Source organism: Catellatospora bangladeshensis (assembly GCF_016862575.1).
Classification (GTDB): Bacteria; Actinomycetota; Actinomycetes; order Mycobacteriales; family Micromonosporaceae; genus Catellatospora; species Catellatospora bangladeshensis.
Genome location: NZ_BONF01000034.1, coordinates 1 through 20,431 on the forward strand (window position 1 = coordinate 1; position 20,431 = coordinate 20,431).

The window sequence follows — 20,431 nt, forward strand, 5'->3', positions numbered from 1 at the left end:
CTTACGTGGTTGCGTCCTCCGGCCGCATCCGTGCCGGTGTCAGTGCTCGATCGGGTGCATGACGGCGACCGGGCTGTGCGCGTGGTGGGCGAGGGTGAGGCTGACCGAGCCGAGCAGCAGACCGGCGAACCCGCCCCGGCCCCGCGAGCCGACCACGGTCAGCGCGGCGCCCTGGGAGGCCTCGACCATGCTGTGCTCGGGGTTGAGGCTGCGTACGGCGCGGGTTTCGATGCCGAGGCCGGGGTGCTCGCTGAGCAGGCGGCTGGTCGCGGCGGCCAGCAGCCGCTGTGCGCCTTCCTCGGCGGCGCGCTCGGCCTCGGCCTGCTGCGCTTCGCCGCCGGGGCCGAGGTGGAACCACGGCTGCGGCCAGTAGACGTGCACGATGATCAGGGGCACGTCGCGGCCGGCCGCCTCCTGCGCGGCGAAGATCAGTGCGGCCTGCGCGGCGGGAGATCCGTCGATGCCGACCACGACGGGTCCGGCCGGCTCCGGCTGCACCGGCGCGGCCTCGTCGTCGGAGCCGGTTCCGGCGGGGCGTACGACGATGACGGGCCCGTGGGCGTGTGCGGCGACCTGGGCCGACACCGAGCCGAGCAGCAGTTCGGCGAAGCCGCCGAGGCCGCGGCAGCCGACGACGGTGACCGCCGCGGTGCGGGACCGCTCGATGAGCGCGGCGGCGGGGGTCTGGGTGAGCTGCTCGGCGTACACCTCGCCGAGCGAGGGCTGCTGCTTGCGCAGCGTCTCGACCAGTTCGGCGAGGTCCGCGTCGATCGCGGCACGGGTCGCGGACTCGTCGAACCAGGCCTCGGCGAGCGCGACGGTGCCGTACCCCCACATCGGGCTGACGTAGCAGTAGAGCAGGTGCAGGGGCGCCTCGCGGCGGGCGGCGAGGGCGGCGGCGTGGTACGCGGCGGCGTGGCTGGACGGGGAGCCGTCGACGCCGACGATGACGGGCCGGTGGGTGCTCATGGGAGGGCTCCTGTTCCGCGAGGGTGTGTGCCGTACCCCCAACCCTGTCGCTCGCGGGGCGGCCCGGTCAGTGCCGCCAGGCCCGCGTGGGCGGGCCCTTGGTCCCGTCCGGTCGTCTCACGGGAGGCGGCGTCCGGGCCGGACGGCGCCGGTGAGGACCGCGGTCACGGCCCGGTGCACGGCCTCGGTGGTGGGCGGGGTGCCGGTGCGGTCGGCGTGCAGCAGGTGCACGGTGCCGATCAGCATCGCGGCGAGGGTGTCGGTGTCGACATCGGAGGCGAGGCGGCCGAGTTCGCGTTCGGCGGCCAGGTAGCGGCCGATCATGATCGCGGCGTCGGTGAGCACCGGGACGCCCGCCGGCCAGGCGTCGCGCAGCCGGGCCCGCAGCTCGTCGCGGTAGCTGACCAGGGCGACGATCGCCACCGCGGCGGAGCGGAACAGGCCGGTGAGGGCCGCGGTGAGGTTGGCGTCGACGGTGTTCGTGCCCGCCGTTTCGAGCAGGGCCGCGGCCTGCGGGTCGAGCCGGCCGATGCGGTCGAGCACGAAGGCGGCGAGGAAGTCGTCGAAGTCGGCGAAGTGGCGGTGCAGCACGCCCTTGGCGACCCCGGCCTCGGCGGTGAGGGCGCGGCTGGTCAGGGCGCTGGGTCCGTCCCGCAGCAGGATGCGCTCGGCGGCGTCGAACAGCTGCTCGCGGATGTCGCGCAGGGCCACTCCGGTCGGTGCCACCGGTTCTCCTTCGGGTTGACGAGTGGGCGCTCGCCCACTCATAGTGGGCACATGCCCACTCTACCGCCCGAGCCCTCGTCCGACGCCCTGCGCCAGGTCGCTCAGTCGTTCGGCACCGACGCGGCCCGCTACGACCGGACCCGCCCGCCGTACCCTGCCGAGCTGATCGCCCGCATCGTCGCGGCCAGCCCCGGACCGGCGGTTCTCGACGTGGGCTGCGGCACCGGCATCGCCGCCCGGCAGCTGCGCGACGCGGGCTGCACGGTGCTCGGCGTCGAGCCGGATCCGCGCATGGCCGAGACGGCCCGCGCCGGAGGCATCCCGGTCGAGGTGGCGACGTTCGAGCAGTGGGAACCGGCCGGCCGCGTGTTCGACGCCGTGGTCGCCGGGCAGGCCTGGCACTGGGTCGACGCCGAGGCCGGAGCCGCCCAGGCCGCACGGGTGCTGCGGCCCGGCGGCCTGTTCGCCGCGTTCTGGCACGTGTTCCAGCCGCCACCGGCCGTGGGCGAGGCCTTCGCTGCGGCGTTCCGGCAGGCGGCGCCCGCGGCACCGGTCGACGTGTCGCTGCTGAGGCAGCCCGCCGACGCGTACCGGATGATGTGCGACCGGACCGCCGCCGGGCTTCGCGCCGCGGGCGGGTTCAGCGCGCCGGAGCGGTGGCACTACCACTGGGAAATGCCCTACACGCGCGACGAGTGGCTCGCGCTGCTGCCCACGCAGGGACTGATGACCAGGCTCGCGCCCGAGCAGGTGGCGCGCGTGCAGGCGGACGTCGGGGCCGCGATCGACGCGATCGGCGGCGGTTTCACGATGGCGTACGAGACCGTCGCGATCGCCGCGAGACGCGAGGCGGCCTGATCGCGCTCTCGCTCATCCGGGTAGGGTGAGGGCAGGTGTGCCGGGAAGTCTGGTCGGCGATTCCGTCAGCCTGACCGGAGGAGCCCGGCCGTGAACGCACCCGCCCGCCGCAAAGTCATCTTCGGACGGGGCTCCTGGCCCGAAGCCCGCCGCCTGGCCGACATCCTGCGCCTGGAGACCGTGGGCGGAGCGCTCCTGCTGGCCGCCGCCGCCGTCGCCATGATCTGGGCCAACTCCCCGTGGGCACCCGCCTACGAGGCGCTGCGCGAGTACGAGATCGGCCCCGCCTCGCTGCACCTGCACCTGCCGCTCGGCGTGTGGGCCGCCGACGGGCTGCTCGCGATCTTCTTCTTCGTCGCCGGGCTGGAGCTCAAACGCGAGTTCGTCGCCGGCGACCTGCGCGAACCCGCCCGCGCGGCCGTTCCGGTGGCCGCCGCGGTGGGCGGCGTGCTGCTGCCCGCACTGATCTACACGCTGGTCAACCACGGTGACCCGGCCGCCCGCGCCGGATGGGCGATCCCCACCGCCACCGACATCGCCTTCGCGCTGGCCGTGCTCGCCGTCGTCGGCCGCAACCTGCCCACCGGCCTGCGTACGTTCCTGCTCACGCTCGCGGTCGTCGACGACCTCATCGCCATCGTGATCATCGCCTTCGTGTACACCGAGACCCTGCACCCGCTGCCGCTGGCCGCCGCGCTGCTGCCGCTGGCCGCGTTCGGGGTCCTCGTGCAGCGGCGGATCAGGTCGCCGTGGCTGCTCGTCCCGCTTGCCGTCGCCACCTGGGCGCTCGTGCACGCCTCGGGGGTGCACGCGACGGTCGCGGGGGTGCTGCTCGCGTTCACCGTGCCGGTGCTGCCGCGCGACCCGGAGGGCGGTGCCCACCAGGGGCTCGCAGCGCGGTTCGAGCACCGGTTGCGGCCGGTCTCGGCAGGGCTGGCGGTGCCCGTGTTCGCGCTGATGAGCGCCGGGGTGGCGCTGGGCGGCGCCGCCGGGCTGGCCGCGTCCCTGTCGTCGGGGGTCTCGGTGGGCATCGTCGCGGGCCTGGTCCTGGGCAAGGTCGCCGGTGTGCTGGCCGCGACCGCGCTGGTGGCCCGGTTCACCGCGGCGCGGCTCGACGACGGTCTGGCCTGGATCGACATCTTCGGCCTGGCGATGCTCACCGGCGTTGGGTTCACCGTGTCGCTGCTGGTGACCGACCTGGCGTTCGGCCCCGGGTCAGCGGCGGCGGGCGACGCCACGATCGCCGTGCTGGCCGGGTCGGTGGCCGCCGCCGTCCCCGCCGCCGTGGTGCTGCGCCTGCGCGACCGGGCATACCGCAAGCTGGCCGAGGCCGAGCGGGTCGACGCCGACCACGACGGCATACCGGACGTCTACCAGGTTCGGGCAGCTGAGCTCCCAGAACGCTCCGAGCCGGCGTAGAGCCAGGTTCTGTCTTGCGGCTCATGGGCGCGCGGCGCGACCGTGCAGCCGTGGATCCGCGGCTGCACGACGGACGGCGGTGCCGTGACCACCATCGATACAGTGCCGAACATGGCAGACACAGCGGTGACGATGACCGTCAAAGTGGGTGCGTTCAGGCACTCGTGGCACGCCCTGCACGTCACCGCCACAGTGATGACCGGCGGGTGGTGGTTCGCCGTATACGTGCTGCACGCCGTCCTTTGGACGCTGAACCGGGCCAGCGTGACACTGGAGATCCCGCGGGGCGGCCGGATCGAGTACCGCGACGGCTACCCCAACGTCCTCATGGAAGACGAGTACTTGACGCCGCGCTCAGCAAGGGAGCGGTTCATCACGTACGGCCCGTGGGTCATCCCCGCGGTGGTGGTCGCCGGACTCGTCACCATGCAACTGGCAAGCGGCTGAGCATTGCCGCAAACGAAGAACGTCACGGCGTCGACCACCAGCCCGTCCACCAACCAGGCGATTCATGACAACGGCAGGCGTGCCTACGGTTCCTCGCCGGCCGCGACGCGCAGCAGCACGTCGGCATGGCAGGGCACGGGGTTGCCGTAGGCGTCCGTCAGCGGGCACCAGCAGGCCAGGTCACGGCCGTGCAGGTGCTGCCGGATGGGCGGGATGAGCAGCGCCGGGTAGCGCAGCAGGTGCGCGCGGAACAGGCCGACCGCGTCGGCCCGGTCGGCTACGGGCCGGATCTCGTAACCGCCGGGCCGGTCGGCGTCACCGGGGTACACCCCGGGCGGAGCGCTGCCCTCGTACGGCTTCGCGTACCCGCCGGGGAACTGCTGCACCATCGCCCCGACCTCGAAGGGATTGCCCCACCGGGTCGGCCTGGTCACGATGACCGCGCCCTCAGGCAGCTGCCAGCCCTTCACCCGCCGTCGCTGGATCCGCTGCGGTGGCGTGCCGTCCTCGACTCCCATGTGTCCCCCCGCCGCCACCGTAGTCACGACACGGGCGCGGCCGCCACCGCATGCACCGTCCCAACATGTAATTCCTACTTGACCGATGGGATTTATAGGCTCACGATCTTCACGTGTCCGACCACTCCCCCGCGACCGCGCGGCGCGCCCGCACCATCCTGCTGCGGCTCGGCGCCGTCGTGCTGCTCGTCGCGGCCTGGTGGGCCGTCGCCGCCGCCGAGATCTGGCCGCAGGTCTTCGTGCCCGCTCCGCAGGCGGTCTGGCAGCAGTTCCTCGACACCGCGGGCCTGAGCGACACCGCCCGCCCCGGCTGGGCCGGCTACTCCCTGGGCGAGCACCTCACCGCCAGCCTGCGGCGCATGGCCCTGGGCTGCGCGTACGGCATCAGCGGCGGCCTGGTCCTGGGCCTGCTGATCGGGCTCGTCCCCGCGATCGACGCGGCGCTCGGCCCGGCGGTCACCTTCCTGCGCACCCTGCCGCCACTGGCCTACCTGAGCCTGCTGGTGATCTGGTTCGGCATCGACGAGGCGCCGAAGGTGTGGCTGCTGATGCTGGCCGCGCTGCCGCCGGTCGCGGTCGCCACCGCCGACGCGGTCCGCGGCGTCCCGGCGGACTACCTGAACGCGGCCCGCTCGCTGGGCACCCGGCGGCTGCTGCTGCCGTGGCGGGTGCTGCTGCCCGCCGCGGCGCCCGAGATCCTCACCGGGATCCGGCTGGCCGTCGGCGTCGCGTACACCACCGTGGTGGCGGCCGAGACGGTCAACGGCGTGCCCGGCATCGGCGGCATGATCCGCGACGCCCAGCGCTACAACCAGACCGACGTGGTGGTGCTCGGCATCATCCTGATCGGCCTGTCCGGCCTGGCCTTCGACAGCCTGCTCCAGCTCGCACAGCGGCGGCTCACGCCCTGGCGCGGGCGCATCTGACCCACCCATGAAGAGAGGATTCCTGTGAACCATTCTGTCGACCGCCGGCGCCTGCTGCTGGGCGCCCTGGGCCTGGCCGCCGCACCGGTGCTGGCGGCCTGCACCGGCGACGACGCCGAGCCCGCTGCCGGGAGCAGCGGCGGTGCGCCGAAGCAGCTGCGCATCGGCTACCAGCTCATCCCGAACGGCGACCTGATCGTCAAGGATCTGGGCTGGCTGGAGGCGGCCCTGCCGGGCACCACGGTGGTGTGGAGCAAGTTCGACTCCGGCGGCGACGTCAACACCGCCATCCTCGCCGGGAGCCTGGACATCGGCCTGGCCGGGAGCAGCCCGGTGGCCCGCGGACTGGCCGCGCCGCTGAACATCCCGTACGCGGTGCCGTGGATCTTCGACGTGATCGGCGACAACGAGGCGCTGGTCGTGAAGCAGGAGATCGCCGACCTGGCCGGGCTGGCAGGCAAGAAGATCGCCACACCGTTCTCGTCCACCTCGCACTACAGTCTGCTGGCCGCGCTGGCCGGGGCGGGCGTGCCGGACGGCAGCGTGAAGATCATCGACCTGGAGCCGCCGGAGATCCAGGCGGCCTGGCAGCGCGGCGACATCGACGGCGCGTACGTGTGGACGCCCGTCCTCGCCGAGCTGCGCAAGACCGGCAAGGTGCTGGTCACCAGCCGCGAGCTGGCGGGCAAGGGCAAGCTCACCGCCGACCTGGCCGTGGTGCGCACCGAGTTTCTGCAGCAGTATCCGCAGGTCGTCAAGGCGTGGATCCAGCAGCAGGACCGCGCCGTGAAGCTGGTCCGCAGCGACAAGACCGCCGCCGCGCAGGCGATCGGCCGCCAGCTCAACCTGGACGCCGACGAGGCGGGCGCCCAGCTGTCCGAACTGGTCCTGCTCGACGCCGCCGAGCAGGCGGGCGCCGACTACCTCGGCACCCCGGCCGCGCCCGGCAAGCTCGCCGAGAACCTGCACAACGCCGCGCAGTTCCTGGTCGGGCAGGGCAAGCTGCCGTCCGCGCCGGAGCTGGGCGTGTACCAGAAGGGCCTGGCCGTCCAGGCGCTGGCCGATGCCGCCGCGGCCTGACCTGCTCGCCGCACCCGACAGCGCCACCGCCACCGCGGTGGCGCTGTCCGGCGTACGGCACGAGTACCGCTCCGGCGGGCGGCGCATCCTGGCCCTCGACGGGATCGACCTGCGGCTGGCGGCGGGCGAGTCGCTGGCCGTGGTCGGCCCGTCCGGCTGCGGCAAGAGCACCCTGCTGCGCATGATCGCGGGCTTCCTGCGCCCGTCGCACGGGGAGATCCGGGTCGGCGGCGAGCCGGTGACCGGGCCGGGGCCGGATCGGGGCGTGGTGTTCCAGCAGCCCCGGCTGTTCCCGTGGCTGTCGGTGCGCGGCAACGTGGCCTACGGCCTGCGCGAGGCCGGCTGGGCGCGGTCCCGGCGGCGCGAGCGGGTCGAGCAGCTGCTGGAGCTGGTCGGGCTCGGCGACGTGGGCGGGCTGCGGCCGTACGAGCTGTCCGGCGGCATGCAGCAGCGGGCCGCCATCGCGCGGGCGCTCGCCCCGGATCCGGCGATCCTGCTGCTGGACGAGCCGTTCGCGGCGCTGGACGCGCTGACCCGCGAGCGGCTGCAGGAGGAGCTGCGCGGCATCTGGCTGCGTACGGGCAAGACTCTCGTGCTGGTGACGCACAGTGTGGACGAGGCGGCGCTGCTGGGCAGCCGGGTCGTCGTGCTCAGCCCGCGGCCGGGCACGGTGGTGCTGGACGAGTCCTCGGCGCTGCCACGGGTCGAGCAGGCGCGCGAGACGCCGGAGTTCGGCGCGCTGCGGACCCGGATCCTGCAGGCGGTGCGCGGCGAATGACGCTGCCCCCACCTCGTCTCCGTCCCTGGGCGAGGTGGGGGCAGCGGACCCGGGCGGCTCCGCTCCGCCCGGGAGTCCAGCGGGTCAGGTCCGGGCGACGCGCAGCACGCCCGTGACGTTGCCCTGGTAGTAGACGCCGTTCAGCGCCGTGCCGGCCGTCTGGATCGGGTTGACCAGCGCCGAGCCGAGCAGCACCTTGTCGGACACCGCGCCGGTGCGGGCGTCGACGGCGGCGAAGTAGAACGGGTCGAGTTCGCCGAGCACGCCGTCCTGGATCGCGGTGTAGAGCTTGCCGTCCGCCGTGGACAGCCGCGGCAGCGCGGCCGAGCGGGTCGCGGTCTCCCAGGCGACGTCGCAGCCGCTGCCGTCGGCACGCACGTCGACCCGGACGAGGCCGCCGGTGAACGTGGCGTCCTCGGGCACGCTCGGGCCCGCGTCCGGCGGCAGGGCCGGGTAGTCGTAGCCGTAGGTATTGGTGAGGAAGACGCTGCGCCCGGCGGCGACGGGCGCGTTCTCGGTGCCGCTGGCGGCCTGGGCGGTGAACAGCGGGCGGGTGCACACCGGTGCGCCGTCGGCGGTGCGCAGCACGATCAGGTTCATGCGCGGGACGGCGTTGTCGGTGATGGTGACGTACTCGGTGCCGGTGGCGGGGCCGAAGAACACGGGGGTGGCGCCGCTGCCCCAGCTGAGCTGGCCGGGTTTGCGGGCCGGGCCGCGGTCGTAGGCGTGGCGCCAGCGCAGCACGGGTGTGCCGGGGGTGTTCGCGTCGAACAGGTAGAGCGCGTGGTCGCTGGTGACGGCGACGCCGCCGGGCACGGTGGACAGGCTGTTGGCGATGCGCTCGCCCGCGGGCAGGCGGTACGCGTGCACGCCGCCGGTGGCCGGGTCGTAGACGCCGACGCCGCCCGCGGCGGTGACGAACCAGACCCGGCGGTCGTATCCGGCCAGCACCCCGACCACCGAGTCGGCGGCGTCCACGGCCGCGGCCAGCGAGACCTTCTCCACCACGCGCAGCGTCCAGATGCCGAACAGGCCCCGGCTGTGGGCGATGCGCAGCAGGTCCCGGTTGCCGTCGACGACCACGACCCGGTCGGCGTCGTCGAGGTAGGCGTAGACGCCGCCGAGCAGGTTGCCCCTGGCGATGGACAGGCGGGCCAGGGAGTTGCCACTGCCCCGGTCGAGCAGGTGCAGCGCGGGAGCCTGGCCGAGGATGTCGGTGCACAGCGCGAGCAGCTGCCCGTCGCCGCGGTGCAGCAGGGTCGGGCAGGCGGCCAGCAGGGTGGCCCGACTCGCGGCCAGTGGCGCACCGGCGGGGCCGGGCTGGGCGAAGGTCTTGGCGGAGGCGCTGTCGCCGTGGGTGCTGGCGCCGCCGGCCGGGGCGGTGGCCGGGTTCTGCGGGGCGGCCGGGCCGAACTCGGGGTATGCCCCGGCGGCCGGGGCGCCGGTGAGGGCGGCGGCCAGCAGCACGCCGATCACCAGCGGCGCGGCCGGGCGGGTGAGTCTCCGGCGCGAAATGGGGGTCAAGGTGCTGCTCCTGGAGTCGGCGGTCCATCCAGTGCGGACGGTCATCTCCTACTATCCACATAGACACAGTAGGAATACAAGACTCGTTGCCGAAATACCACTTATCCGATAGGATTTATAGCTATAGGGGTGATGGCCGTTCCGTCCGAACAGGAGTGCGCGGACCGTGCACATATCGGCGAGACACGACTACGCGATGCAGGCGATGCTGGCCATCGCCGCGGCCGGCGGCCGGCTGGTGAACACCAACGAGCTGGCCGCCCTGCAGGGCATCCCCGCGACCTACCTGCCCCCGCTGCTCTACGACCTGCGCCGCGCCGAGCTGCTGAGCAGCCGCCCCGGCAACGTCGGCGGATACAGCCTGGCCCGCGGCGCCGACCGGATCACCGTCGGGGACGTCATGCGCGCCGTCAGCGGCGAGCTGAGCAGCATCCGGGGCCGCCCGGCGCAGTCGGTCAGCTACGTCGGCGCCGCGCGGGCCCTGCCCCGGCTGTGGCGGTCGGTGCACTCGCTCACCGCCGAGCTGCTCGACGGCATCACCCTGCGCGACCTGCTCGACGAGCTGCCCGAAAGCGCCGCCGGGAGATGAGCGGCGCGGCCGGACCACCCGCGGGGCGGACGGTGGGCGATTCCGACGTCCACCGTCTCCCCTGCGGGCCCGCCCGGCCGCGCGACGTGCCTCAGACGGCGCCGACGACCTGCGACCGGCTCTCCGCCCCCGCGACCTCGGGCGCGACCCGCACCTGCACCTCGGACCCGGCGTGCAGGCCGAGGGCGAGGAACTCGTTGCGGTTGAGGGTGACCGTGACGGTCTGCTCCCCCACCGCCACCTCCACCCGGATCTCGAAGCCGATCCGCGTGATCCGCTTGACCAGCCCGGACGCCGCGCCCGGGTCGCTGCCGGGGGGCAGCAGCTGCAGGTCGTGCGGGCGTACGAGCCGGTCGCCCAGCTCCGTGACCGGGCCCAGGAAGCGCATCACGAAGTCGTTGGCCGGCCGGTCGTAGAGCTCGTCGGGCGAGCCGATCTGCTCCACCCGGCCCTCGTTGATCACGACGATCTCGTCGGCGACCTCCAGGGCCTCCTCCTGGTCGTGCGTGACGAAGACCGTGGTGACGTGGACCTCGTCGTGCAGGCGGCGCAGCCAGTCGCGCAGCTCTTTGCGGACCTTGGCGTCGAGCGCCCCGAACGGCTCGTCCAGCAGCAGCACGCTCGGCTGCACGGCCAGCGCGCGGGCCAGGGCCATGCGCTGGCGCTGGCCGCCGGACAGCTGCGCGGGCAGCCGGTCGGCGAACTGGGACAGGTGGACCAGCTTGAGCAGCTCGTCGACCCGCTCCCGGATCTCCGCCTTGGGCTTCTTGCGGATCTCCAGTCCGAACGCGACGTTGCGCGCCACCGACAGGTGCTTGAACGCCGCGTAGTGCTGGAACACGAAGCCGACGTTGCGCTTCTGCGGAGACAGGTTGGTCGCGTCGACGCCCTCGATCTGGACCCGGCCGGTGTCGGCCGTCTCCAGCCCGGCGATGATGCGCAGCAGCGTCGACTTGCCGCCGCCGGACGGCCCGAGCAGGGCGGTGAGCCCGCCGGACGGGATGCTGACGGAGACGTCGTCGAGGGCGACGAAGTCCCCGAACCGCTTGGAAACTCCAGTGATCTCGATGCTCAACGGTCTTCCTTAGGGCGGAGGGCGGAGACGACGATGATGCAGGCCACGGCGACCAGGGCGAGGAGGAAGGCGGTGGCGTACGCGCCGCCCTTGTCGAAGTTGAGGTACTTCTCCTCCACGACCAGCGTGGCGGTGCGGGTGTCGCCGAGCACGTTGCCGGAGACGACCTTGACCGCGCCGAACTCGCCCAGCGACCGGGCGAGGCTGAGCACGACGCCGTAGATGACGCCCCATTTGATCGAGGGCAGGGTGATGCGCAGGAACGTCTGCAGGGCGTTGGCGCCGAGGCTGCGCGCCGCCTGCTCCTGCTCCTCGCCGACCTCCTCCAGCACCGGCACGACCTCGCGGATCACCAGTGGCAGCGCCACGAACACGGTGGCCAGCACGATGCCGGGGGTGGAGAAGATGACCTGGATGCCGGCGTCCTCCAGGGTGGGGCCGAACCAGCCGGTGCGCCCGCCGTAGACGAGCACCAGCGACAGGCCGACCACGATCGGGGACACCGACAGCGGCAGGTCCAGCAGCGCGGACAGCCACCGCTTGCCGGGCAGGTCGTAGCGGACCAGCAGCATGGAGATGCCGACCCCGAACACCGTGTTGATCACCACGGCGATCAGCGCCACCTGCACGGTGAGGCTGAGCGCGTGGATGACGTCCGGGTCCTCCAGGATGCCGTTCAGGTTCTCCATGCCGTCGGCGAAGGTGTTCTTGGCGACCAGGTACACCGGCCACGCCACCAGGAAGAACAGGTAGACGATGACCAGCAGCCGGACCAGGTAGGCGCCGGGGCCGCGCTTGTTGCGCGACAGTGCTCGCTCAGCCACGCCGCACCAGCCTCCGCTGCAGGTAGTCGACCAGGATCAGCACCACGAACGAGATCACCAGCAGGATCGTGGCGACCGCCGCGGCGCTGTCGAGGTTGTCGTTCTCGATGCTGCTGAGGATGCGCACCGAGGTGACCTCGGTCTGGTTCGGCAGGTTGCCCGACAGCAGCACCAGCGAGCCGTACTCGCTGACCCCGCGGGCGAACGACAGCGCGGCGCCGGCCGCGATGGCCGGCGTCAGGCTGGGCAGGATGATCCGCCGGAACACGGTGATCCGGCTCGCGCCCAGCGACATGGCCGCCTCCTCGACGTCGCGGTCCAGTTCGGCCAGCACCGGCTGCACGGTGCGGACCACGAACGGGAGCGTGACGAAGAGGAAGGCCAGGAAGACCGCCTGGCGGGTGTTGGCGATGTCGATGCCGAGCGGGCTCTTCGGCCCGTACAGCGACAGCAGCACCAGGCCCGCGACGATGGTCGGCAGGGCGAACGGGATGTCGATGATGATCTCGAGGATGCGCTTGCCGAAGAAGCGGTCCCGGACCAGCACCCACGCGATCATGGTGCCGATGACGATGTTCACCAGCGTCACGGCGAAGGCGGTGCCCACGGTGAGCTCGATCGCGGCCAGCGTCTGCTCGGTGGTCACCGCCTCCCAGAAACCGGCCCAGCCGCCCGTCGTCGCCGTGACGACCACGGCGGTCAGCGGGATCAGCACGAGCAGGCTGAACCACAGCATCGCCACGCCGAACCCCAGGCCGGAGACCCGGGTCAGGGGGCGTCCATGCCGGATCGGCCGGCGGGTGACCGCCGGCCGATCCGAGGTGAGCGTCGTCGTCACTTAGCCTTGCCCGAGGCTGCGATGATCTTGACGATGATGCCCTCCTTCTCGTCGAAGAACTTCTTCGACAGCGCCGACCAGCTCTCGAAGTCCTTCGACACGGTCAGCAGCTTCTGCGGCGCCGGGAACGGGTTGTTAGGGTCCTTGGCACCCTCGACGCCCTTGGTGTCGACGCCCTCGATGATCGGCCGGAAGCCCTTGAGCGCGAACTGGCGCTGGCCGTCCTTGCTGAGCACGAAGTCCAGCCACTCCTTGGCCTTCGGGTCGGCGTTGGTGAGGATGGCGCCCGGGTTCTCGATCAGGATCGTGGTGTTCGGCACGACCCAGTCGAACTTCTCGCCGGCCTGGGTGGCCAGGATCGCCTCGTTCTCGTAGGCGAGCAGCACGTCGCCGGTGCCGCCGAGGAAGGCGGTGGTGGCGTCACGGCCGCTGCCGGGCAGGGCGACGACGTTGCCGAACAGCTTGGTCACGAACTCCGTGGCCTGGGCGTCGGTGCCGCCGTTGGCCGCGATGTGGCCCCACGCCGCCAGCGCGTTCCAGCGGGCCGCGCCCGAGGAGGCCGGGTTCGGCGTGACGATCTGGATGCCGGGCTTGACCAGGTCGTCCCAGCCCTGGATGTTCTTCGGGTTGCCCTCGCGCACCGCGAGCACCACGATCGAGGACGACACGATGCCCTTGTTCGGGCCGGCGTTCCACTCCTTGGCCACCAGGCCGGCGTCGACCAGGCGGGTCACGTCGCTGGAGACCGAGAAGTGCACGTAGTCGGCCTTGAGGCCGGCCACCACGGCGCGGCTCTGGTCGCCGGAGGCGCCGTAGGAGGTCTGGAACTTGACGCCCTTGCCCGCGTCGGTCTTGTTCCACTCGGCCGCGATCGCCTTGTTGGCCTGCTCGGGCACTGCGAACCCGACGATGTGCAGCGTGGCGTTGGAACCCGGGGTGCCGCTTTCCTCACCACCACCGCCGCAGGCCGACAGCGCCAGCACGGCGGCGACGGCGAACGCGGCGGTTGCTCTGATCCGGTTCTTCATGGGGAACCTGTCCTCCTCAGGGCGCTTTTGGGCGCACCGAACCCCGCCGGGGCCACCGGCGAGATCGGCAAACTTCGATGTAAGGGGGTTTGGCTATCTGGATATGACAGGGTCAGCCGGTATGCCTACGCAGCATCTATGCGGCGAATCGAATGCTTTCGGCACCCGGGCGGCATGGTCCGGCTCGACCACGAAACGAATATCCCACTAAACCGCTAGACTTTCAAGACTTTGTCAGCGCGACGACGTCGCCGTCCCGTCCAGGTCTGCCGAGCCGTCCAGCCGACCCCACCCGCCCGTCCGGACATCCCTGCTGCGTAACGGCTTTGCCCGCACGGCGCCGTCCACTCCCGACAGCGATGGCGCCGGGGTGCGACCCCGCGAATGTGATCGCCGTCTCGGCCAGGTCGGGACCTTTGCCCTGCTCACCGCCCCTGCCGTGGACGCGCGATGCCCGTTACGCCCCGGCCAGCCGTGCACGCTGTGCCAGCTCGACGTCACCGGCCCAGGATTGCCCGCTCGTCTACCTGGTCATGTCCGATGACGAGCTGCGCGACGGCGTACGCCGCGGCGGCGAGGCGGACTGAGCTTCAGCGCCACGGCTCCTCGGCGGCGCCGGGCTGCCGGTCGTGGTGGTCCAGCAGCCTGGACAGCAGCCCGATCAGCTGCTCGCGCTCCCCGGGCGCCAGCGGCGCGAGCAGCTCCTCCTGGCGCACGGCCAGCTCCTTCTCCAGCAGCCGCAGCTGCCGCCTGCCCTCGGCGGTCAGCGAGACGATGTTGCGCCGCCGGTCGGACGGATCCGGGGCACGCTGAACCTGGCCGCGCTCGGCCAGCTCGTTGATCGCCGCCACCATGTCGCTGAGGTGGATGCCACTGCGGCGGCCAAGCGCGGCCTGGCTGGCCGGGCCGTGTTCGGCCAGCGTCGCCAGCAGCCGGTAGTGGTAGCCGCGCGCGCCCACCGCAGCGAAGCCGTCGCCCACCAGGCGCTGCGCGTGACCAGCCGTCTGGCTGAGCAGCCAGCTCGGCAGGCTTCGCCAGCTCGGTGGATTCTCGTCGGCTCTGTCGTCCATGTGAGGAGTCTAACGAATCGTTCGGAAGCCGAACGATCGTGATAACGTTCAGAGCACAAACGTTAGTACGACAAACGTTTTGAGGCTGAACGACTTCAGGAGACGCCATGATCACGCCGTTTCACATCGACATCCCGCAGGCCGACCTCGACGACCTGAACGACCGGCTCGCCCGCACCCGCTGGCCGAACGAGGTCGCCGGCACCGGATCGCACTACGGCTTCCCGCTGGAGCGGCTCAAGACGCTGGCAGAGTACTGGCGCACCGGGTACGACTGGCGCGAGCACGAGGCCGGGCTCAACGAGCTGCCGCACTTCACCACCGAGATCGAAGGCCAGCGCATCCACTTCGTCCACGTGCGCTCGGACAACCCGGACGCCCTGGCGCTGATCCTCACCCACGGCTGGCCCGGCTCGTTCCTGGAGTTCCTGGACGTGATCGAGCCGCTGCGGCGCGACTTCCACCTGGTCATCCCGTCCATCCCGGGGTACGGCTTCTCCGGGCCGACCCACGAGCGCGGCTGGGACATCGTGCGGGTGGCGCGGGCCTGGGCCGAGCTGATGCGCCGCCTGGGGTACGGGCGCTACGGCGCGCAGGGCGGCGACTTCGGCTCGGGCATCTCGCTGGCCCTCGGCGCCATCGCGCCCGAACAGGTCGTCGGGGTGCACGTCAACTACCTCCCGACCCGCCCGGACCCGGACGCCGGAGTCGTGCTGTCCGCCTCCGACGAGGCGCGGCTGGACAAGGTCCGGCAGCTGATGGCCAACCGCCCGGCATACCAGGCGCTGCTGGCGACCACCCCGCAGACCATCGGGTACGCGCTGACCGACTCGCCCGTCGGCCAGCTCGCCTGGATCGCCGAGCGCTTCGCCCAGTGGACCGATCCGCGCACGCCGGTCGGCGACGACCGGATGCTCACCGACATCTCGCTGTACTGGCTGACCGCCACCGCGGCCTCCTCGGCGCGGCTGCACCGCGACGCTCCGCGCGGGATCCCGGCCTGCCCGGTGCCGGTCGGCGTGGCGGTGCTCCCCCACGACATCACGCAGTCGGTGCGGCCGCTGGCCGAGCGGCTGTACGACATCCGGCACTGGTCGGAGTTCGAGCGCGGCGGCCACTTCGCCGCGATGGAGGTGCCGGACCTGTTCGCCGCGGACGTCCGGGAGTTCTTCGGCAGGCTCGCCTGATCGGTCAGCTTTCGAGAAGCGCGGCGCAGGTCGGCGCGGTTAGCGTGACGGCCTGTCGCCAACCGAGGAGGGTCCATGAACTGGAACAGAGGCATCCGGCAGTTCCACCGCTGGACGTCGGTCGTCTTCACGCTGACCGTCATCGCCACCTTCATCGCCCTGGCACAGGAGGAGCCCTTGGTGTGGGTGTCCTACGTGCCGCTGCTGCCCCTGTTCCTGCTCCTGTTCAGCGGCCTCTACCTGTTCGCGCTGCCGTACGTCGCCAGGTGGCGGGCCGGGCGCTCGGCGGCCGCGAGCTGACCGGCGCGCCTCAGCAGACGGCCTTCTGGAACGGGGCAGGCATCGGCGGCGCATGGTCCGGGGTCATGTGCGCGGCGATCTGCCGGAACAGCAGGTCGCTGGCGTTGGGATAGTTGCCCTGGCAGTCGAAGGCGCCCGGCAGGTAGGTCACCGCGACCGAGATGCCGACCTTCTCGGCGGGCAGGAACGCCTCGGTCGCGCTGTAGCCGCCCAGCAGCGGGTTCTGCAGCAGCCAGCCGCCGGAGCGGACCACGCCCAGGCCGTAGTTGTACCCCTCGACCTGGGTGAAGCAGGAGGGTTTGCAGTTGTCCTGCGGGTGACCGAAGCCGAGCAGGTTCGGGTCGGTCATGGCGCGGTAGCTCGCCTCGGACAGCAGCGTTCCCTCCCCCACCGCGATCGCGGTCCGGGCCATGTCGTCGATGGTGGTGGTCTGGCTCGCGCCGTTCGGGGTGCCCCAGTCGGCGTTCCAGAACGTCGCCTCCTCGTAGAACCCGGTGCCCGCCGGGACGCCCAGCGCCTGGCGGCGCTCGGAGCTGAACGAGTGCAGCACCGGCTCGGGGATGGCTCCCGTGTTGTTCGCGACGGTCTCGCGCAGGCCCATCGGTCCCAGCACTTTCTCGCGCAGCAGCACGTCGAGCGGTTTGCCGCCGATCTTCGCGAGGATCTCGCCCAGGATCATGAAGTTGGTGTGCGCGTAACTCCAGTTGCTGCCGGGCGGGAACTGGACCGGCCGGGAGAACGCGTACTTCATCCGCTCCTCGAAGGTCCAGGACTGGAAGGGGTCGGCGTTGAAGGCCGCGTTCCAGGCCGGGTCGGTCTCGAAGTCGGGATACCCGCTGGTCTGGTTGGCGAGCATCTTCAAGGTGACCTTGCCCGCCTCGGGGAGGGCGGGCATCCAGCGCTCGACCGGGTCGTCGAGCTTGGCTTTGCCCTCCTCGGTGAAGAGCAGGAGCAGCGTGCCGAGGTACGCGAACGCGACGGCGCCGTTGCGGAACCGCATCGCGGTGGTGGCGGGCACGCCGTCCAGCGACTCGCCGAACGCCTGGCTGGTGATCACCTGGTCGCCCTTGGTGACCTTGAAGACGGCGGCCCTCAGCGAGCCGGCGGTCATACCGTCGCGGACGATCTTCGCGACCGCCTCCGCCTGCGGGCTGGGCGCCCCGGTCGCCTGGGTCGCCGCACCGGCGGGCGCCGTACATGCCCCGAGCAGGAGGGCGGCCGCGAGCAGCAACCGCGAATGAAAGTTCACGATTGAGGATATCTGCGCATTCGGCCCTAACGGGTGACAACCGGCGAAACGGATTCATCTCCCCGCTGGGGGTGTCCGCGCATGTCAGAGGCGTCAGGTCTACTGACCGGACGGCGCGGCGCCCTGCCGCCGTCCGATGTGTGAGGGGATCAGCGGTGGCCGACCTGAAAGACAACATCAACGACGCGAGCATCGCCCGGCTGGCGGCCGCCGTCAGCCGGGTGCACCCGGCGTTCCCGGCCGCGGGCTTCGCCGCCGCGGCCGCGACCGGGCTCGCGCCGCTGGCCCTCAAGCAGCGCGTATCCGTGGTCGCCGGCGCGCTCGCCGCACACCTGCCGCAGCCGTTCCCGCAGGCCGGGCGGGTGCTGCGGGAGACCGTCGCGGCGACCCCGCTGGACATGTGGAGCGCCTGGCCCGCCACCGAGTACGTCGCCGTGCACGGGCTGGGCCACCCCGACGACGCGCTCGACACCCTGTCCGCGCTGACCTCGCATGCCACGGCCGAGTTCGCGATCCGCCCCTACCTGGCCGCGCACCCTGAGCACACGCTGCGCCGCCTGCACGTCTGGGCCGAGGACCCCGACCAGCACCTGCGCCGCCTGGCCTCCGAGGGCTCCCGGCCGCGCCTGCCCTGGGCCTCGCGCGTGCCGCTGCTGGCCGATCCGCAGGTCACCATCCCGCTGCTGGACCGGCTGCACGACGACCCCGAGCCGTACGTGCGCCGCTCGGTGGCCAACCACCTCAACGACATCACCAAGGACCACCCGGACACCGCCCTGGCCACCGCGCGCCGCTGGGCCGCCACCGGCGGCGGCGCCGCCTGGGTGGTCCGGCACGCGCTGCGCTCCCTGGTCAAGCAGGGGCACCCGGAGGCCCTGGAGCTGCTCGGCTACGACCACGGCGCGGACGTGGCCGTCACCGGCCTGACCGTCACGCCCGGCACGCTGCCCATCGGCGGGCAGGTCACCATCGCGTTCACGCTGACCGCCGGGGCCGGGGCGCGGGCCGCCGTGGACTACGTCGTGCACCACGCGGGAGCCCGCGGGCCCCGTGCGCCGAAGGTGTTCAAGCTGACCACGGCCGACCTCGCGCCCGGCGTGCCGCGCGAGATCACCCGCCGCCACACCTTCCAGCACGTCAGCGTCCGGCGCCTGCACCCTGGCCCGCACCGCATCGACATCCAGGTCAACGGCCGTGTCCTGGCCGGAGCCTCGATCACCCTGCTCGACGGCGAGTGACCGCCGTTGCTCAGCCGGAGCAGCCGCCGCCCGGGTCGGCGGGCACGGCGAACGGGTTCACGGCGATCGGCTGCCGCCCGGACCGCTCGCGCAGGTCCGGCTGCGGCTCGTCGGGGGAGCTGAACACCAGCGTCGTCTGCAGGCGCACACGCGCCGGACGGTCAGCGGCCACGGCTGTCAACTCGGGCTCCTCGGTGGTCGGTCGGTGCCGCGCCCGTCTCGGTGCGGCTGGACGCGACCATACCCACCGGATGCGACAGATAACTCGGCTTTTTCGACCATCGGACGTCCGGCGGCCGGAGTTTGGGTTCCGTACCCTCGGGTAGGCGCCAGCCACGGCCGGTCCCTGTCCGCACCGGGACGGCCCTCTTGCGCGCGCCGCCCCCGGGAGTCAGCATGCCCACCTCCGACATCGCCCCGCCACCGACCTCCGAGGCGCTCGCCGAAGCCCGCTGGCAGGCGGGCCTGCGCTCGGTGCAGCAGCGGCTGCGCGCGGGCCGCGACCGCACTCCCCTGGTGCTACCGGACTTCGGCGACCAGCACGAGGAGGAGACCCCGGCCGACGCCGACCAGGCGGTCCCCTACTGGCTGCGCCTGGCCGGCGCGTGGGGCTGGCGCTTCCTCGTCCTGGCCGCCGTCGGCTGGGTGCTGCTGTCGCTGGCCGCGCGGCTCGCCCAGGTGCTCGTCCCGCTGGCCATCGCGCTGCTGCTGGCGGCGCTGCTCTCCCCCGCGGTGCAGGTCCTGCGCCACCGGCTGCGGCTGCCCGCCTCCCTGGCCACCGCCCTCGTGCTGTTCGGCGGGGTGCTCGGCGCCGTCGGCCTGGTCACGCTGCTCGTCACCCAGCTGATCGACGGCACCCCCGAACTGAGCGAGAACGCCTCGGCCGGCCTGCAGCAGATCCGCGAGTGGCTGCGCACCGGGCCGCTGCACCTGTCCACGCACCAGCTCGACACCGCCGTCGACGCCGGCGCCGCCTGGGTGCGCGACAACCGGCAGAACCTCACCAGCGGGCTGTTCGCCACCGCCGGCGCGAGCTTCCAGATCCTCGTCACCGCGATGCTGATCCTGGTCGTGACGTTCTTCTTCCTGCGCGACGGGCGGCGGCTGTGGCACCTGGCGATGATCGCCGTGCCGCGGCGCGCGCGGCGGCCGGTGCTGGAGGCGGGCAACGCGGGCTGGCTGACGCTGGTCGCGTACGTGCGGGCCACCGTCATCGTCGCGTTCATCGACGCGCTCGGGATCGGCCTGGCCCTGGTCCTGCTCCGGGTCGAGTTCGCGTTCGTGCTGGCCGCGCTCGTGTTCCTGGCGTCGTTCATCCCGATCCTCGGGGCGACCGTGTCCGGGGCGGTGGCGGTGCTCGTCGCGCTCGTCGACCAGGGGCCGGTCACCGCCGTGATCGTGCTGGCCGCGGTGATCCTGGTGCAGCAGCTCGAAGGCCACGTGCTCCAGCCGCTGATCATGGGGCGGGCCGTGTCGATCCACCCGCTGGCGGTGATCGTGGCGCTCGCCGCGGGCGTCGCCATCGCCGGCATCGTCGGCGCGCTGGTCGCGGTGCCGATCGTCGCGGTGCTCAACACCGCGCTGCGGCACCTCATGCAGGGCCGCCAGCCCGCCCCCGACGCCGTCGTCGTCAGCGCGGACCCGACCCCCTGACCCGGCCCGGCCACGCCCGGCCGGGCGGGGGCGAAGATCGCTGTCTCGTGTCGAAATGCTGAGTTCAGCCTGAGGTTTGGACACGGGACAGCGATCTTGCCCGGTGGGTGGGTGCCTTCGCCGCCGCAGCGGCGG

22 protein-coding genes and 1 pseudogene are annotated in these 20,431 nt (G+C 72.4%); 12 read left to right on the top strand and 11 right to left on the bottom strand.

Going from position 1 to position 20,431, the window contains the following annotated elements; translation table 11 throughout:
* Window positions 1–39 precede the first annotated feature (39 nt).
* Together Cba03nite_RS27345 and Cba03nite_RS27350 are read right to left on the bottom strand one after the other, a co-directional pair.
* Entirely contained in the window at window positions 40–969 is a 930-nt protein-coding gene (locus tag Cba03nite_RS27345) for a universal stress protein (RefSeq protein ID WP_203752022.1), read from the bottom strand.
* A gap of 117 nt (window positions 970–1,086) precedes the next feature.
* Entirely contained in the window at window positions 1,087–1,695 is a 609-nt protein-coding gene (locus Cba03nite_RS27350) for a TetR/AcrR family transcriptional regulator (protein WP_239126046.1), read from the bottom strand.
* 51 nt (window positions 1,696–1,746) lie between these two features.
* Here Cba03nite_RS27350 and Cba03nite_RS27355 point away from each other — a divergent pair, with 51 nt between their 5' ends.
* From Cba03nite_RS27355 to Cba03nite_RS27365, 3 genes are all read left to right on the top strand, one after another.
* A complete protein-coding gene (locus Cba03nite_RS27355; RefSeq protein WP_203752028.1) occupies window positions 1,747–2,553 on the top strand; it encodes a class I SAM-dependent methyltransferase in 807 nt (268 codons plus the stop codon).
* Window positions 2,554–2,643: 90 nt separating this feature from the next.
* Window positions 2,644–3,972 (top strand): Na+/H+ antiporter NhaA, encoded by a 1,329-nt coding sequence (nhaA, locus tag Cba03nite_RS27360; RefSeq protein ID WP_203752030.1) that lies wholly within the window; start codon window positions 2,644–2,646, stop codon window positions 3,970–3,972.
* 84 nt (window positions 3,973–4,056) lie between these two features.
* Complete coding sequence (locus Cba03nite_RS27365; RefSeq protein WP_203752032.1) at window positions 4,057–4,419, top strand: hypothetical protein; 363 nt, start codon at window positions 4,057–4,059, stop codon at window positions 4,417–4,419.
* 83 nt (window positions 4,420–4,502) lie between these two features.
* Here Cba03nite_RS27365 and Cba03nite_RS27370 read toward each other — a convergent pair whose 3' ends face one another.
* Window positions 4,503–4,937, bottom strand: coding sequence for a DUF4326 domain-containing protein (locus tag Cba03nite_RS27370; protein ID WP_203752034.1), 435 nt, complete (start codon window positions 4,935–4,937; stop codon window positions 4,503–4,505).
* Between the two features lie 113 nt (window positions 4,938–5,050).
* Between Cba03nite_RS27370 and Cba03nite_RS27375 the strand changes: the two genes are divergently transcribed.
* Genes Cba03nite_RS27375 through Cba03nite_RS27385 form a run of 3 tightly spaced genes read left to right on the top strand, consistent with a single transcriptional unit; the run spans window position 5,051 to window position 7,721 of the window.
* Window positions 5,051–5,863 carry an ABC transporter permease gene (locus Cba03nite_RS27375; RefSeq protein ID WP_203752036.1) on the top strand — a complete coding sequence of 271 codons (813 nt, stop codon included), beginning with the start codon at window positions 5,051–5,053 and terminating at the stop codon, window positions 5,861–5,863.
* Window positions 5,864–5,887: 24 nt separating this feature from the next.
* On the top strand, window positions 5,888–6,943 hold the full coding sequence (locus Cba03nite_RS27380; protein WP_239126047.1) for a taurine ABC transporter substrate-binding protein: 1,056 nt from the start codon (window positions 5,888–5,890) through the stop codon (window positions 6,941–6,943).
* Window positions 6,927–7,721, top strand: coding sequence for an ABC transporter ATP-binding protein (locus Cba03nite_RS27385; RefSeq protein WP_203752040.1), 795 nt, complete (start codon window positions 6,927–6,929; stop codon window positions 7,719–7,721). Before Cba03nite_RS27380 ends, Cba03nite_RS27385 begins: the two co-directional genes overlap by 17 nt.
* A gap of 84 nt (window positions 7,722–7,805) precedes the next feature.
* On the opposite strand, the gene Cba03nite_RS27390 is transcribed toward Cba03nite_RS27385, so the two are convergent.
* Window positions 7,806–9,245 carry a hypothetical protein gene (locus Cba03nite_RS27390; protein ID WP_203752044.1) on the bottom strand — a complete coding sequence of 480 codons (1,440 nt, stop codon included), beginning with the start codon at window positions 9,243–9,245 and terminating at the stop codon, window positions 7,806–7,808.
* Window positions 9,246–9,411: 166 nt separating this feature from the next.
* Here Cba03nite_RS27390 and Cba03nite_RS27395 point away from each other — a divergent pair, with 166 nt between their 5' ends.
* Window positions 9,412–9,834: an RrF2 family transcriptional regulator gene (locus tag Cba03nite_RS27395; RefSeq protein WP_203752046.1), complete on the top strand. Its 423-nt coding sequence runs from the start codon at window positions 9,412–9,414 to the stop codon at window positions 9,832–9,834.
* 91 nt (window positions 9,835–9,925) lie between these two features.
* Here the strand turns inward: Cba03nite_RS27395 and Cba03nite_RS27400 are convergent, their stop codons facing one another.
* The 4 genes from Cba03nite_RS27400 to Cba03nite_RS27415 are packed head-to-tail and all read right to left on the bottom strand — an operon-like array spanning window position 9,926 to window position 13,599.
* On the bottom strand, window positions 9,926–10,909 hold the full coding sequence (locus tag Cba03nite_RS27400) for a sulfate/molybdate ABC transporter ATP-binding protein (RefSeq protein ID WP_203752049.1): 984 nt from the start codon (window positions 10,907–10,909) through the stop codon (window positions 9,926–9,928).
* Window positions 10,906–11,733 (bottom strand): sulfate ABC transporter permease, encoded by an 828-nt coding sequence (locus Cba03nite_RS27405; protein ID WP_203752052.1) that lies wholly within the window; start codon window positions 11,731–11,733, stop codon window positions 10,906–10,908. The genes Cba03nite_RS27400 and Cba03nite_RS27405 overlap by 4 nt, the downstream gene beginning before the upstream one ends.
* On the bottom strand, window positions 11,726–12,571 hold the full coding sequence (gene cysT, locus Cba03nite_RS27410) for a sulfate ABC transporter permease subunit CysT (protein ID WP_203752055.1): 846 nt from the start codon (window positions 12,569–12,571) through the stop codon (window positions 11,726–11,728). Before cysT ends, Cba03nite_RS27405 begins: the two co-directional genes overlap by 8 nt.
* The gene (locus tag Cba03nite_RS27415; RefSeq protein WP_203752058.1) at window positions 12,568–13,599 is read right to left on the bottom strand and encodes a sulfate ABC transporter substrate-binding protein; all 1,032 of its coding nucleotides are present in this window, start codon (window positions 13,597–13,599) and stop codon (window positions 12,568–12,570) included. Before Cba03nite_RS27415 ends, cysT begins: the two co-directional genes overlap by 4 nt.
* A gap of 439 nt (window positions 13,600–14,038) precedes the next feature.
* Here Cba03nite_RS27415 and Cba03nite_RS40685 point away from each other — a divergent pair.
* Window positions 14,039–14,186, top strand: a pseudogene (locus Cba03nite_RS40685) (DUF6767 domain-containing protein).
* 3 nt (window positions 14,187–14,189) lie between these two features.
* Here the strand turns inward: Cba03nite_RS40685 and Cba03nite_RS27420 are convergent.
* Window positions 14,190–14,669, bottom strand: coding sequence for a MarR family winged helix-turn-helix transcriptional regulator (locus Cba03nite_RS27420; RefSeq protein WP_203752061.1), 480 nt, complete (start codon window positions 14,667–14,669; stop codon window positions 14,190–14,192).
* Between the two features lie 107 nt (window positions 14,670–14,776).
* Between Cba03nite_RS27420 and Cba03nite_RS27425 the strand changes: the two genes are divergently transcribed.
* Together Cba03nite_RS27425 and Cba03nite_RS27430 are read left to right on the top strand one after the other, a co-directional pair.
* Window positions 14,777–15,856 (top strand): epoxide hydrolase family protein, encoded by a 1,080-nt coding sequence (locus Cba03nite_RS27425; RefSeq protein ID WP_203752064.1) that lies wholly within the window; start codon window positions 14,777–14,779, stop codon window positions 15,854–15,856.
* Window positions 15,857–15,931: 75 nt separating this feature from the next.
* Window positions 15,932–16,156 (top strand): hypothetical protein, encoded by a 225-nt coding sequence (locus Cba03nite_RS27430; protein WP_203752066.1) that lies wholly within the window; start codon window positions 15,932–15,934, stop codon window positions 16,154–16,156.
* A 10-nt stretch (window positions 16,157–16,166) separates the two neighbouring features.
* On the opposite strand, the gene Cba03nite_RS27435 is transcribed toward Cba03nite_RS27430, so the two are convergent.
* Window positions 16,167–17,405, bottom strand: coding sequence for a serine hydrolase domain-containing protein (locus Cba03nite_RS27435; RefSeq protein ID WP_203752068.1), 1,239 nt, complete (start codon window positions 17,403–17,405; stop codon window positions 16,167–16,169).
* A gap of 155 nt (window positions 17,406–17,560) precedes the next feature.
* Between Cba03nite_RS27435 and Cba03nite_RS27440 the strand changes: the two genes are divergently transcribed.
* Complete coding sequence (locus tag Cba03nite_RS27440) at window positions 17,561–18,643, top strand: DNA alkylation repair protein (RefSeq protein ID WP_203752070.1); 1,083 nt, start codon at window positions 17,561–17,563, stop codon at window positions 18,641–18,643.
* 10 nt (window positions 18,644–18,653) lie between these two features.
* Here the strand turns inward: Cba03nite_RS27440 and Cba03nite_RS27445 are convergent, their stop codons facing one another.
* Window positions 18,654–18,815 (bottom strand): hypothetical protein, encoded by a 162-nt coding sequence (locus Cba03nite_RS27445; protein WP_203752072.1) that lies wholly within the window; start codon window positions 18,813–18,815, stop codon window positions 18,654–18,656.
* Between the two features lie 224 nt (window positions 18,816–19,039).
* On the opposite strand from Cba03nite_RS27445, the gene Cba03nite_RS27450 reads away from it, so the two are divergent.
* Complete coding sequence (locus Cba03nite_RS27450; protein WP_203752074.1) at window positions 19,040–20,296, top strand: AI-2E family transporter; 1,257 nt, start codon at window positions 19,040–19,042, stop codon at window positions 20,294–20,296.
* Window positions 20,297–20,431: the final 135 nt, after the last annotated feature.

Bases quoted from the DNA above. Each gene is read 5' to 3' on its own strand.
- Cba03nite_RS27345 (WP_203752022.1), bottom strand. From the start codon at position 969: ATGAGCACCCACCGGCCCGTCATCGTCGGCGTCGACGGCTCCCCGTCC.
- Cba03nite_RS27355 (WP_203752028.1), top strand. From the start codon at position 1,747: ATGCCCACTCTACCGCCCGAGCCCTCGTCCGACGCCCTGCGCCAGGTC.
- Cba03nite_RS27370 (WP_203752034.1), bottom strand. From the start codon at position 4,937: ATGGGAGTCGAGGACGGCACGCCACCGCAGCGGATCCAGCGACGGCGG.
- Cba03nite_RS27385 (WP_203752040.1), top strand. From the start codon at position 6,927: ATGCCGCCGCGGCCTGACCTGCTCGCCGCACCCGACAGCGCCACCGCC.
- Cba03nite_RS27415 (WP_203752058.1), bottom strand. From the start codon at position 13,599: ATGAAGAACCGGATCAGAGCAACCGCCGCGTTCGCCGTCGCCGCCGTG.
- Cba03nite_RS27420 (WP_203752061.1), bottom strand. From the start codon at position 14,669: ATGGACGACAGAGCCGACGAGAATCCACCGAGCTGGCGAAGCCTGCCG.
- Cba03nite_RS27425 (WP_203752064.1), top strand. From the start codon at position 14,777: ATGATCACGCCGTTTCACATCGACATCCCGCAGGCCGACCTCGACGAC.
- Cba03nite_RS27430 (WP_203752066.1), top strand. From the start codon at position 15,932: ATGAACTGGAACAGAGGCATCCGGCAGTTCCACCGCTGGACGTCGGTC.
- Cba03nite_RS27450 (WP_203752074.1), top strand. From the start codon at position 19,040: ATGCCCACCTCCGACATCGCCCCGCCACCGACCTCCGAGGCGCTCGCC.